The 13,147-nt window shown below is 70.7% G+C and carries 11 protein-coding genes and 1 pseudogene; 11 read left to right on the top strand and 1 reads right to left on the bottom strand.

The window, feature by feature from the left end; genetic code table 11:
- Positions 1-96: 96 nt before the first annotated feature.
- The gene (locus Q8R60_00940; protein MDP3711033.1) at positions 97-1,062 is read left to right on the top strand and encodes an MBL fold metallo-hydrolase; all 966 of its coding nucleotides are present in this window, start codon (positions 97-99) and stop codon (positions 1,060-1,062) included.
- Positions 1,063-1,242: 180 nt separating this feature from the next.
- On the opposite strand, the gene Q8R60_00945 is transcribed toward Q8R60_00940, so the two are convergent.
- The gene (locus tag Q8R60_00945; GenBank protein ID MDP3711034.1) at positions 1,243-2,403 is read right to left on the bottom strand and encodes a steroid 3-ketoacyl-CoA thiolase; all 1,161 of its coding nucleotides are present in this window, start codon (positions 2,401-2,403) and stop codon (positions 1,243-1,245) included.
- A 190-nt stretch (positions 2,404-2,593) separates the two neighbouring features.
- Between Q8R60_00945 and Q8R60_00950 the strand changes: the two genes are divergently transcribed.
- From Q8R60_00950 to Q8R60_00995, 10 genes and pseudogenes are all read left to right on the top strand, one after another.
- Positions 2,594-3,532, top strand: a complete 939-nt coding sequence (locus Q8R60_00950; protein MDP3711035.1) for a MaoC family dehydratase N-terminal domain-containing protein — start codon at positions 2,594-2,596, stop codon at positions 3,530-3,532.
- The gene (locus Q8R60_00955; GenBank protein MDP3711036.1) at positions 3,529-3,927 is read left to right on the top strand and encodes a beta-hydroxyacyl-ACP dehydratase; all 399 of its coding nucleotides are present in this window, start codon (positions 3,529-3,531) and stop codon (positions 3,925-3,927) included. Before Q8R60_00950 ends, Q8R60_00955 begins: the two co-directional genes overlap by 4 nt.
- Positions 3,924-5,096, top strand: a complete 1,173-nt coding sequence (locus tag Q8R60_00960; GenBank protein ID MDP3711037.1) for a lipid-transfer protein — start codon at positions 3,924-3,926, stop codon at positions 5,094-5,096. The genes Q8R60_00955 and Q8R60_00960 overlap by 4 nt, the downstream gene beginning before the upstream one ends.
- An 18-nt stretch (positions 5,097-5,114) precedes the next feature.
- Positions 5,115-6,236, top strand: a complete 1,122-nt coding sequence (locus tag Q8R60_00965) for a nitronate monooxygenase family protein (GenBank protein MDP3711038.1) — start codon at positions 5,115-5,117, stop codon at positions 6,234-6,236.
- A gap of 31 nt (positions 6,237-6,267) precedes the next feature.
- A complete protein-coding gene (locus Q8R60_00970) occupies positions 6,268-7,515 on the top strand; it encodes a cytochrome P450 (protein ID MDP3711039.1) in 1,248 nt (415 codons plus the stop codon).
- Positions 7,516-7,672: 157 nt separating this feature from the next.
- On the top strand, positions 7,673-9,226 hold the full coding sequence (locus tag Q8R60_00975; GenBank protein MDP3711040.1) for an acyl-CoA synthetase: 1,554 nt from the start codon (positions 7,673-7,675) through the stop codon (positions 9,224-9,226).
- Between the two features lie 14 nt (positions 9,227-9,240).
- Positions 9,241-10,175, top strand: a pseudogene (locus tag Q8R60_00980) (OB-fold domain-containing protein).
- On the top strand, positions 10,172-11,227 hold the full coding sequence (locus Q8R60_00985) for a thiolase domain-containing protein (protein MDP3711041.1): 1,056 nt from the start codon (positions 10,172-10,174) through the stop codon (positions 11,225-11,227). Before Q8R60_00980 ends, Q8R60_00985 begins: the two are co-directional and overlap by 4 nt.
- Positions 11,224-12,387: a thiolase domain-containing protein gene (locus Q8R60_00990; protein MDP3711042.1), complete on the top strand. Its 1,164-nt coding sequence runs from the start codon at positions 11,224-11,226 to the stop codon at positions 12,385-12,387. The genes Q8R60_00985 and Q8R60_00990 overlap by 4 nt, the downstream gene beginning before the upstream one ends.
- The gene (locus tag Q8R60_00995; GenBank protein MDP3711043.1) at positions 12,384-13,142 is read left to right on the top strand and encodes a glucose 1-dehydrogenase; all 759 of its coding nucleotides are present in this window, start codon (positions 12,384-12,386) and stop codon (positions 13,140-13,142) included. Before Q8R60_00990 ends, Q8R60_00995 begins: the two co-directional genes overlap by 4 nt.
- Positions 13,143-13,147: the final 5 nt, after the last annotated feature.

Genomic DNA, 13,147 nt, shown 5'->3' on the forward strand with positions numbered 1-13,147 from the left:
GACGCCCGGCCCGACGCCCGGCCTGACGCCCGGCCTGACGCCCGGCCCGACAAGGTCCAGCCGCCGCCGGAGCTGGTCGCGCCGGGGGTGTGGTGCGTGCCGACCGTCGTGCCCGACAACCCGATCGGCTGGACGCAGGCCTACGTGCTCGAGTCCGACGACGGCCCCTACCTCGTCGACACCGGCTGGAACGACGACCGCTCCTGGGCCGACCTGACCGCGGGCCTCGAGGCCTGCGGCACGAGCGCCTCCGAGGTGGCTGGCGTGCTCGTCACCCACCACCACCCGGACCACCTCGGGCTGATCGGCCGGGTCCGCGAGGCGAGTGGCTGCTGGGTCGGCATGCACGACGCCGACACCGACCTGGTCGCCCGCCACCGCGCCTACCTGCTCGACGACCCCGAGGTGATGTACGCCGAGACCGTCGAGCTGCTGCGGGCCGCCGACGCGGGGCCCTGCGACATCGACGAGATGATGGCTACGGCGAAAGCGCTGCGGATGCCCGTCCCCGTCCTGCCGGACCGGCCGCTCGACTCCGGGGTGCTCGACCTCGGTGGGCGGCGGGTCGAGCTGCTGCACACCCCCGGGCACACCCCCGGTCACCTGTGCATGCGCATCGACGGCCGGCTGCTGACCGGGGACCACCTGCTCAAGACCATCAGCTCCCACGTCGGGCTCTACGGCTTCGAGGCCTCCGACCGCGACCCGCTGGGCGACTTCTTCGCCTCGCTCACGCTGCTCACCGGCGACGAGCCGGTCGAGGTCCTCCCGGCCCACAGGGGTCGCTTCACCGGAGTCGACGCGCGGGTCGCCGAGCTGCTCGGCCACCACGCGGAGCGGCTCGAGGAGATCCGTGCGGCCCTCGCCGACGGCCCGGTCACGCCCTGGGTGCTGTGCCGGGCGATGACGTGGAACCGCCCCTGGGACGAGCTGCCCCGGATGATGCTGCGGGCCGCACTGGCCGAGACGATGGCCCACGTGCGGCACCTCGAGCGCCTGGGCGTCGTCGAGGTGGTCGCCGGCCTGCCGTCGACCGTTCGCCTCGCCACCGTCGCGGCCTGACCGACCCGCAGCCCCGGCGTACCCCTGGCTGTCGGCAGGACTGCGTGCACCTCGACAGCGCACCCCGTCGCGGCAGCGCGCTCCCACCCCGGCGAGGACCGAGGTGCACGCAGGTCCGCCGGCACGTCGCACGACGGCGCCGGCTCCCCCTCGGAGCCGGCGCCGTCGCGGTCTGGTCGGCTAGAGCCGCTCGATGATCGTGGCCGGGGCGAGCGAGCCGCCCGCGCACATCGTCACGAGGGCGAACTGCTTGCCGGTGCGCTCGAGCTCGTGCAGCGCGGTGACGATGAGTCGCGTGCCGGTGGAGCCGACGGGGTGGCCGATCGCCAGCGCGCCCCCGTTGACGTTGATCTTGTCCATCGGGATGTCGTGGACGCGCTGCCACGACAGGACGACCGATGCGAAGGCCTCGTTGCACTCGAACAGGTCGATGTCGGAGATCGACATGCCCGCCTTCTTCAGCACGGCGGCGGTGGCGTCGACCGGGCCGTCGAGGTGGAAGTAGGGGTCGCTGCCGACGTTGACGCGGGCGACGATGCGGGCGCGCGCCTTGAGGCCCTGCGCCTCGGCCTTGGCCCGGTCCATCCAGAGGATGGCGGCGGCGCCGTCGGAGAGCTGCGAGGAGGTGCCGGCGGTGTGGATGCCGTCGGGCAGGACGGGCTTGAGCTTGGCCAGGCCCTCCATGGTGGTGTCGCGCAGGCCACCGTCGCGGTCGACGATCTGCGTGCCGACCTTGTTGCCGTCGGCGTCGAAGACCGGCGCCTCCATCGCGAAGACCTCGCGGGCGAAGCGGCCCTCGTCCCAGGCCTGCTTGGCGAGGGCCTGCGACCGGACGCCGAGCTCCTCGATGTCGGTGCGCGAGATGCCGCGCTTCTTGGCGATCCGCTCGGCGGCCTCGAACTGGTTGGGCATGTCGAGGTCCCAGTCGTCGTCGTGCGACTTCCCGGGGCCGTTGAAGACGTTGGCGCCGAGCGGCACGCGGCTCATGGCCTCGACGCCGCACGCGATGCCGGTGTCGATCGCGCCGGAGAGGATGAGGCCCTCGATCATGTGGTTGGCCTGCATGGCCGAGCCGCACTGGCAGTCGACGGTCGTCGTGCCGGTGGACCACGGGAGGCCGGCGCCGAGCCAGGCGTTGCGGGTGACGGAGGAGCCCTGCTCGCCCGCCTGGGTCACGCACCCGCCGATGGCCTGCTCGACCTCGGCCGCGTCGATGCCCGCGCGCTTGATGACCTCGGTCTGCGCCGCGCCGAGGATCTTGGTGGCGTGCAGCCCGGCGAGCTGGCCGTTGCGCTTGCCGATGGGGGTGCGGGTCGCTTCGACGATGACCGGCTCGGGCATGCGGTTCTCCTTCTCGGGGGGCCGGCGCCGTCGCCTGCCCGCGACCCAAAAGTAGTACGTGTTCTAGTCAGGGCACAAGGCCTTGGCGGGCGCAAAACTAGAACAGGTTCTTGACAGCGACCCGATGGACTGGTGTGGTCTCCAGCACACGGCCGCAACGGTCGTGCCACCTGCTGGAGGTCCCTGCCGCATGACGGTGCTCGACTCCGGTCCTGACACGGCCGCCCTGCTGGAGCAGGCCCGTCGCCACCTCGGCGGCGAGCCGGGTCCGCTGCGCGTCGGCCGTGACCCGGTCAACCTGCCGATGGTCCACCACTGGTGCCAGGCGCTCGGAGACGACAACGCCGCCTACCTCGACGAGGCCTACGCCGCGGACACCCGCGGGCACCTGGTCGCGCCCCCCGGGATGCTGCAGACCTGGACGATGGACGCGCCGCGCGACCCCGAGGGCAGCGCCGCCAACGACGTCGTCATGCGGCTGCTCGACGAGGCCGGCTACACCAGCGTGGTCGCCGTCAACTACGAGCACGAGTACCACCGCGAGCTGCTCCACGGCGAGCTGGTCAGCGTCCGCTCGACCCCCGAGGACCTGTCGGAGGAGAAGAAGACCGCGTTGGGGCTCGGTGTCTTCACCACCGTCAAGCACGAGTACCTCGTCGGCGACGAGGTCGTCGGCATCGGCCGCATGCGCCTGCTGAAGTTCAAGCCTCCGGCCAAGGCGCCCGAGGTCGGGGTCCGCCCAGCCCCTGCGATCGGGCGCGACAACGCGTTCTTCTGGGAGGGCGTCGAGGCCGGCGAGCTGCGCATCGGCACCTGCCGCGCCTGCTCAACCCTGCACCACCCGCCGCAGCCGATCTGCCGGTCCTGCGGCTCGACCGACATGAGCTTCACCGTGTCGAGCGGCAAGGGTGTCGTCTACAGCCACGTCACCCACCACTATCCACCGCTGCCCGGCGTCGAGCGGCCCCACACCGTGCTGCTGGTCGAGCTCGAGGAGGGCGTCCGCCTCGTCAGCGAGTGGGCGGCTGGATCGCAGCCCGAGACCACCTACGTCGGACAGCCCGTGCAGGTGGCCTTCACCCCCGTCCCCGGCGGCGCGCTCCGCCCGACCTTCCGGCCGGCCTCATGACCACCACCGGAGTCGCCGTCGGCACGCAGCTGCCCGAGCTCGTCCTCGAGGCGAGCGTCCGCAACATCGTCGCGACCGCCATCGCGACCCGCGACTACCAGGACGTGCACCACGACGTCGCGACGGCGCAGGCCAAGGGCAGCAAGACGATCTTCACCAACATCCTGACCAGCAACGGCTACGTCCTGCGCTACGTCACCGATTTCTTCGGTCCGCAGACGGTCATCAAGACCTCAAAGCTCCGGCTCGGCGTGCCCAACTACGCTGGCGACACGATGACGATGCGCGGCGAGGTGGCCGCGGTCGACGGGCCACTCGTCACCGTGAAGGTCGTCGGGTCCAACTCCCTCGGTGACCACGTGATCGCCAGCGTCACCGCAGAGGTCGCCCAGTGAGCCGCTCCTTCGCCCGACAGACCGCCATCGTCGGCATCGGCGCCACGGAGTTCTCCAAGGACAGCGGGCGCTCCGAGCTGCAGCTCGCCGGTGAGGCCGTGCTCGCGGCGGTGGCCGACGCGGGCCTGTCCCCGCGCGACGTCGACGGGCTGACGACCTTCACGATGGAGACCAACTCCGAGATCGAGGTCGCGAAGACCGCCGGGCTCGGTGACCTCACCTTCTTCTCCAAGATCGGCTACGGCGGCGGCGCGGCCTGTGCCACCGTCCAGCAGGCGGCGATCGCGGTCGCGACCGGCGTCGCGGACACCGTCGTCTGCTACCGCGCCTTCAACGAGCGCAGCGGCCATCGCTTCGGCAGCGGCGCGGCGCGCAGCGAGCCGACCGCCGAGGGCATCGCGATGGGCTGGGTGTCGAGCTTCGGGCTGATGACCCCCGCGAGCTGGGTCGCGATGTTCGCCCAGCGCTACATGCACGAGTACGGCGCGACGTCGGCGGACTTCGGCGCCGTGGCCGTCGCGGACCGCAAGCACGCGGCGACCAACCCCAAGGCGTGGTTCTACGGCAAGCCGATCACGATCGAGGAGCACCAGGCCAGCCGCTGGATCGTCGACCCGCTGCACCTGCTCGACTGCTGCCAGGAGACCGACGGCGGTCAGGCCCTCGTCGTCACGACCCTCGAGCGCGCGCGTGACCTGCCTCAGGCTCCGGCCGTCATCGCCGGTGCGGCGCAGGGCTCGGCCCAGGGCCAGCAGTCGATGGTCAGCTACTACCGCGACGACATCGCCGGCCTCCCCGAGATGGGCCTCGTGGCGCAGCAGCTGTGGGCGCAGTCCGGCATCGGCCCCGACGACATCCAGACCGCCGTCGTCTACGACCACTTCACGCCCTTCGTGCTCCAGCAGCTCGAGGAGTTCGGCTTCTGCAAGCGCGGGGAGGCCAAGGACTTCATCGCCGGCGGGGCCATCGAGCTCGGCGGGCGACTGCCGGTCAACACCCACGGTGGCCAGCTCGGCGAGGCCTACCTGCACGGCATGAACGGCATCGCCGAGGCGGTCCGGCAGGTCCGCGGCACCGCCGTCAACCAGGTCCCGGACGTCGAGAACGTCCTCGTCACAGCAGGGACGGGCGTGCCGACCAGCGGCTGCGTCGTCTCCGTCGACCGGTAACAAGGAAGAGAGAGCCACGTGCGCACCGACCTGTCCGACTCGTTCGGCATCGACTTCGCGATGTTCGCCTTCAACTACCAGCCAGACGTCGTCATCGAGGTCTGCAAGGCCGGTGGCCTGGGCGTGCTCGGCGCGGTCCGCTTCACCCCCGCGGAGCTGCGGGAGGCCCTGACCTACATCGAGGCCAACATCGGCGGTCGGCCCTACGGCGTCGACGTCGTCATGCCGGCCAAGACCGAGTTCAAGGCGGGCGCCGACGTCGAGTCCATGCACACGCTGCTCGAGGGGATGATCCCCCAGGAGCACAAGGACTTCGTGGAGTCCGTGCTCGACAAGTTCGAGGTGCCCAAGCTGCCCGAGGGTGAGTCGGCGGGCCGCGACCTGCTGTCGTGGAACGACACCGAGGCCCGCGAGCAGGTGGCGATCTCCCTGGAGCGGCCCGACGTCAAGCTCATCGTCAACGCGCTCGGCCCGCCCCCCAAGGACGTCGTCGAGCAGGCCCACCAGGCCGGTGTCCGCGTCGCGGCGCTGACCGGCCGCAAGGACCACGCCCTCAAGCAGGTCGCCAACGACGTGGACATCATCGTCGCGCAGGGCACCGAGGCCGGTGGCCACAGCGGCGAGATCGCGACGATGGTGCTCGTGCCCGAGGTCGTCGAGGCAGTCGCCGGCCGCCCGGTGCTCGCGGCCGGCGGCATCGGCAGTGGCCGTCAGGTCGCCGCGGCGATGGCCCTCGGTGCGCAGGGCGTCTGGACCGGCTCGATGTGGCTCAACACCGTCGAGTGCGGCCAGCCCGAGGCGATGTACCGCAAGTTCCACGCCGCCGGCTCGCAGGACGCCGTACGCTCGCGCGCCTACACCGGCAAGCCCGCGCGCCAGCTGCGGACCGAGTGGACCGACGCGTGGGACGACCCGACCACCCCCGCGCCGCTCGGCATGCCGCTGCAGTTCATGCTGTGCGCCGAGGCGCAGGACCGCATCCGCCGGGCCGGCAAGGAGGAGCTCATGGGCACGCCGATCGGCCAGCTCGTCGGCTCCTTCAAGGAGGTGCGGACGGTGGCCGAGGTCATCGCGTCGGTGCTCGCCGACTACGAGACCTCCGTCGCCGCCCTGCCCCGGCTCAGCCCCGCCCGCGTCTGACCCGCTGACCGTCTGACAACCAGGAGAGACCATGACCGCCCCCGTGGACGGCAAGCCCCGCTGCCCGGTCGACATCGACCTCATCGACCCCGACACCTTCGCCGACGGCCTGCCGCTCGAGCAGTTCGCGACCATGCGCGAGCAGGCGCCGGTCTTCTGGCACGAGCAGGTCGGCAGCTGGGGTGACGGCTTCTGGGTCGTCACCCGCCACGCAGACGTGCAGGAGGTGTCGCGGCTGCCCGAGGTCTTCTCCTCGTGGGAGCGCGGGGCGCTGCTGCACACCGGCCCGGCGGAGGACGAGGAGACCGCGCTGCAGATGACGCGGATGCTCATGCTCAACATGGACCCGCCGGAGCACTCGCACTACCGCAACATCGTGCAGCGGGCGTTCACGCCCCGCACCATCCGCGCCCTCGAGGACCGCCTCGTGGAGTTCGCCCACGAGATCGTCGACCGGGCCATCGCGAAGGGCAGCGGCGACTTCGTCAAGGACGTCGCCGCCGAGCTCCCGCTGCTGGCGATCTGCGAGCTCATCGGCATCCCGGCGGAGGACCGCACGACGATCTTCGACCTGTCGAACCGCCTCATCGGCTTCGACGACCCGGAGTTCCGCAACTCCCCGGAGGACGCGCAGATCGCCTCGGCGGAGATGTACATGTACGCCGACGGCATCGCCGCGTCCCGCCGCGAGTGCCCGATGGACGACATCGCGACCAAGCTGCTGCAGGCCGACGTGGACGGGACGGCTCTCACCCAGGAGCAGTTCGACGTCTTCTTCCTGCTGCTGTCGGTCGCCGGCAACGAGACGACCCGCAACGCGATCAGCCACGGCATGCAGGCGTTCTTCGACAACCCCGACCAGTGGGAGCTGTTCAAGAAGGAGCGCCCGCTCGAGTCCGCGGTCGAGGAGATCATCCGCTGGGGCACGCCGGTCATCCAGTTCCAGCGCACCGCGCTGTCCGACTACGAGCTCGGCGGTCAGCAGATCAAGACCGGCGACCGCGTGGCCATCTACTACTCGGCGGCCAACCGTGACGAGACGGCCATCGACGCGCCGGACAGCTTCGACATCACCCGTGCGGACAACGAGCACGTCGCGTTCGGTGGCGGCGGGCCGCACTTCTGCCTGGGTGCCAACCTCGCCCGCGCCGAGGTCCGCATCATGTTCGACGTCATCGCCGACCGGATGCCCGACATCAAGCCGCTGGGTCCGCCGCGCACGCTGCGGTCGATGTTCATCAACGGCATCAAGGAGATCCCGGTCAGCTACACCGGCTGACCCCCACTCGCGGTCGCGCCCGCCCAGGTGGGCGGGCGCGGGCGGGAGCCTGCCCGGAGCCGCTCGCTCACGCGGTCCTGCTCCGTCGTACGAGCCTTGTCTGAAACAAGAACGCGTTCTAGTGTCGCCGCCACAGCGCGACGAGGAGGAGTGACCGATGGGTGATCTGGGCTTCTGGAACATCGCGGCACAGGACCCGGACCGGGTGGCGCTCGTGGAGCCCGACGGCACCGAGCACACGGCTGGCGAGCTGCTCGCGGCGACCAACCAGGTGGTCCACGGACTGCGGGCTGCAGGCCTGCAGCCGGGTGACGTCGTCTCGATGCTCGTCCCGAACTGCGTGGTCTTCGCCGAGGTGATGCTCGCCGTCCAGCAGGCCGGCTGGTACCTCGTGCCGATCAACTACCACCTGGTCGGTCCCGAGATCGCCTACATCGTCAACGACTCCGAGTCGAAGGCCTTCATCGTCCACGAGCGCTTCGCCACCGAGGCCCTGCGCGCGGCGGCCGAGATCAGCGTCCCTGCCGAGCACCGCTACTCGATCGGCACCGTCGAGGGCTTCCGGCCCTACAGCGAGCTCAAGGCCGGACAACCGACCACGCTGCCCGAGGACCGGGCGACCGGTCAGCTGATGAACTACACCAGCGGCACCACGGGAAAGCCCAAGGGCGTCAAGCGGCCGCTCCCGCCGATCAGCCCGGACGACATGGCGGAGATGGGCACCTTCCTGCACATGCTGTTCGGCATCCCGGCCAAGGACGGCAACGTGCACCTTACGGTCGCGCCGCTCTACCACACGGCTGTCGGCCAGTTCACGTTCAACGCCATGCACTCCGGGCACGGCGTCGTGCTGATGGACCGGTGGACGCCCGAGGGCACCCTCGAGCTGATCCAGCGCTACAAGGTCACGACGAGCCACATGGTGCCGACCATGTTCCACCGCCTGCTGCAGCTGCCGGACGACGTCCGGAGCAGCTTCGACGTCAGCAGCCTGCGCACGATGATCCACTCGGCAGCGCCGTGCCCGGTGCCCACCAAGCACAAGATGCTCGAGTGGTGGGGCCCGGTCATCTGGGAGTACTACGCAGCGACCGAGGGCGGCGGCACGACCGCGAGCCCCGAGCAGTGGCTGAAGAAGCCCGGCACGGTCGGGACGGCCTGGCCCAACAGCGAGATCGTCATCCTCGACGACGAGGGCAACGACCTGCCTCCCGGCCAGATCGGCACCGTCTGGATGAAGATGGGCGACCGCACCTTCGAGTACCACGGCGACGCCGAGAAGACGAAGAAGTCCTGGAACGAGCGGGGCTTCTTCACCGTCGGCGACGCCGGCGAGATGGACGCCGACGGCTACCTCTTCCTGCGCGACCGCAAGGTCGACATGATCATCGCCGGCGGCGTGAACATCTACCCGGCGGAGACGGAGTCGGTGCTGCTGCAGCACCCGAAGGTCGGCGACTGCTGCGTCTTCGGCATCCCCGACGACGACACCGGCGAGGCGATCAAGGCGGTCGTGCAGCCGGCCGAGGGCGTCAGCACCGAGGGCCTCGAGAAGGAGCTGCTCGACTTCTGCTTCGAGAACCTCGCGAAGTTCAAGGTGCCCCGGTCGATCGACTTCCTCGACGACTTCCCGCGTGACCCGAACGGCAAGGTCTACAAGCGCAAGCTCCGCGACCCGTACTGGGCCGGACGCTCGTCCCAGCTGGTCTGAGAGGCAACGCACCCATGGAAGACGTGCTCAGTGCTCCGCATGTCATGGAGTTCCCCTACACCCGCTCGACCGGCCCGGTCGTCGGTGCCTTCCTCACGGGGCTGAGGGACCGCAAGGTCCTCGGCGCCAAGGACAGCACCGGCCGGGTCGTCGTGCCCCCTCCCGAGTACGACGTGGCGACCGCGGCGCCGATCGACGCCGCCGCCCTGGTCGAGGTCGGTCAGGAGGGCGTCATCGAGAGCTGGTCGTGGAACCCCACGCCCCGTGACGGCAACCCCTTCGACCGGCCCTTCGCCTGGGCGCTGGTCACGCTCGACGGTGCCGACACCGCGCTGCTCCACGCGGTGGACGCCCCCGCGGACGCCCTGGCCACCGGCCAGCGGGTCCGCATCCGCTGGGCCGACGAGACCGTCGGCTTCATCACCGACATCGCCTGCTTCGAGCCCGTGGGAGGCACGGCATGAGCGAGCCCGTCACGGGGATCGTCAGTCCCATCCGCCTGGAGTACCGCTACACCCCCGGTACCGCGCCGTCGCAGTTCCTGCGCGGCATGAAGGAGGGGCGCTTCCAGGGTCGCCGCTGCCCGAAGTGCACCAAGGTCTACTTCCCGCCGCGCGGCGGGTGCTCGATGTGTGGCGTGGAGTTCGCCGAGGCCGTCGACATCGCTGACACCGGCACGCTGGTCACCTACACGGTCGTCAACGTCAACTTCGCCAACCGCGCGATCGAGCTCCCCTACGTCGCTGCCGAGGTCTGCTTCGACGGCGCTGACATCTCGACGTCGGTGCTGCTGCGCGGTGTCGCGGTGGACGAGGTCCGGCAGGGCATGCGCGTCAAGGCCGTCTGGCTCCCGAAGGAGCAGTGGGACTACAGCATGAGCAACATCGAGCACGTCGTGCCGATCGACGAGCCCGACGCCGACTACGAGACCTACAAGGAGCTCCAGTGAGAGACGTCGCGATCGTCTCGTTCGCGCAGCACGCCGCGCGCCGGGAGGAGACCCGCAACGAGGTCGAGATCCTGCTTCCGGTCGTGCGCGAGGCCATGGCCCCGACGGGTCTGACCACGCAGGACATGGGCTTCACCGTGTCGGGCTCGTGCGACTACCTCGCGGGTCAGGCGTTCGCCTTCGTGTCCGCGCTGGACGCGGTCGGACCGTGGCCGCCCATCTCGGAGTCGCACGTCGAGATGGACGGTGCGTGGGCGCTCTACGAGGCCTGGGTCCGGCTCCAGCACGGCGACATCGACACCGCCCTCGTCTACTGCTTCGGCAAGAGCTCGCCCGGTGACATCGGCCGGGTGCTCGCGCTGCAGCTCGACCCCTACGTCGTCGCGCCGATGTTCCCCGACTCGACGAGCCTCGCAGCGCTGCAGGCGCGCCAGCTGCTCGAGTCCGGCGCCATCACGGAGAAGGACATGGCGCGGGTCGTCGCCCGCAGCCGGCGCAACGCCGTGGGCAACCCCCACGCCCAGCTCTCCGGTGAGGTCGACGAGGCGGCACTGCTCGACGAGCCGATGTACGCCGACCCCTTCCGCATGCACGACCTGCCGCCGATCAGCGACGGTGCGGCCGTCATGGTCCTCGCGGCCGGTGACCGCGCCCGCGAGCTGACCGACAACCCCGTGTGGATTCGCGGCATCGACCACCGCATCGACCTGCAGAACGTCGGCGGCCGTGACCTGCGCACCGCGCCGAGCGCCCGGATCGCGGCCCAGAAGGCCGGGGTCACGGGCTCGGAGGACCTCGCCGAGCTGCATGCGCCGTACAGCTCCCAGGAGCTCCTGCTCACCCAGGAGCTGGGACTCGACGAGGGCCGGACCTCGATCAACCCCTCGGGAGGCGCGCTCGCCTCCAACCCCGTCATGGTCGCCGGCCTGGCGCGCATCGGCGAGGCCGCGATGCGCCTCGCGGCGGGTGACGGCCGCACGGCGGTCGCCCACGCGACCAGCGGTCCGTGCCTGCAGCAGAACCTCGTCACCGTCCTGGAGGTCTCCTCGTGAGCGGCAACCGCGCAGCTGTCCTCGGCACTGGTCAGACCCACCACGTCGCCAAGCGCGAGGACGTCTCGATCGCCGGTCTCGTCCGCGAGGCCGCCGAGCGCGCCCTCGCCGACGCCGAGCTCGAGTGGTCCGACATCGACGCCGTCGTCATCGGCAAGGCGCCCGACATGTTCGAGGGCGTCGTCATGCCGGAGCTCTACCTCGCCGACGCGCTCGGTGCCGTGGGCAAGCCGATGATGCGCGTCCACACCGCGGGGTCGGTCGGCGGCTCGACGGCGATCGTCGCGAGCCACCTCGTCCAGGCGGGCATCCACGAGCGGGTCCTCACCGTCGCCTTCGAGAAGCAGTCGGAGAGCAACGCGATGTGGGCGCTGTCGATCCGCATCCCCTTCAGCCAGCCGCTCGTCGCCGGCGCCGGTGGCTACTTCGCCCCGATCGTCCGCGGCTACATGCGCCGGTCGGGCGCGCCGGTCGACACCGGCTACAAGGTCGTCCTCAAGGATCGCCTCAACGCCCTGAAGAACCCCTACGCCCACCTGCAGCAGCCCGACATCACCTACGAGCAGATCGCCGAGTCGCCGCTGCTGTGGGACCCGATCCGCTACGCCGAGACCTGCCCGTCCTCCGACGGCGCAGCCGCCATGGTCATCGGGTCGGAGGCCGCCGCGAAGAAGGCCACCCGACCCGTGGCGTGGATCAACGGGACCGCCGTCCGGTCGGAGCCGACGCAGGGTGCCGGTCGCGACCGGGTCAACCCGCACGCCGGCCGGATGGCCGCGAAGGCCTGCTACGCCGAGGCCGGGATCACCGACCCGTTCCGCCAGATCGACTGTGCCGAGATCTACGTGCCCTTCAGCTGGTTCGAGCCGATGTGGCTCGAGAACCTCGGCTTCGCCGAGGAGGGCACCGGCTGGAAGATGGTCCACGACGGCACCACGGCGCTGGGCGGCGACCTGCCGATCAACATGAGCGGTGGCGTGCTGTCGTCCAACCCGATCGGGGCGAGCGGCATGCTGCGCTTCCTCGAAGCGGCCAACCAGGTGCGTGGCACCGCCGGTGACCACCAGGTCGACGGCGCCCGCACCGCGATGGGCCACGCCTACGGCGGCGGCTCGCAGTTCTTCGCCATCTGGGTCGTCGGCGCGGAGCCGGCCCCGTGACCGGCCGGCTCGAGGGCAAGGTCGCCCTCATCACCGGTGCCGCCCGCGGCATGGGCGCCGCGACCGCGCGGGCGTTCGTCCGCGAGGGCGCCAAGGTCGTGCTGGGGGACGTGCTGCCCGAGGTCAAGGAGGTCGCCCTCGAGCTCGGCGACGCGGCGCTCGCGCTGACCCTCGACGTCACCGACGAGCAGCAGTGGCGTGACGCCGTCGCCGAGGGCGAGCGGCACTTCGGCAAGATCGACGTGCTGGTCAACAACGCCGGCATCCTGCTGATGGACGAGCTCGGCAAGACGACGACGGAGACCTACCGCAAGGTCAACGACGTCAACGCGCTCGGCTGCTTCCTCGGCATGCGCGAGACCGCGCCGGCCATCGCGCGGGCCGGCGGCGGCGCGATCGTCAACCTCTCCAGCGTCGAGGGGCTCGGCGGCAACCGCTTCCTGGTCGCCTACACCGGCAGCAAGTTCGCGGTGCGGGGCATGACGAAGGCGGCGGCGATCGAGCTCGCGGCCGACGGCATCCGTGTCAACAGCGTGCACCCCGGCGGCATCGACACCCCGATGGTCCGCCACTTCGTGCCGGACGAGAAGTCGCTGCAGTGGGTCGGCAACCAGGTCCCGATGAAGCGGACCGGTCGGCCCGAGGAGGTCGCCGAGACGGTGCTCTTCCTCGCGAGCGACGACGCGTCCTACATCACCGGGGCCGAGCTCGCCGTTGACGGCGGCGCCACGGCCACCAGCGGCTTCAAGCACTAGGAGAC

This window comes from Mycobacteriales bacterium (assembly GCA_030697205.1).
GTDB lineage: Bacteria > Actinomycetota > Actinomycetes > Mycobacteriales > SCTD01 > JAUYQP01.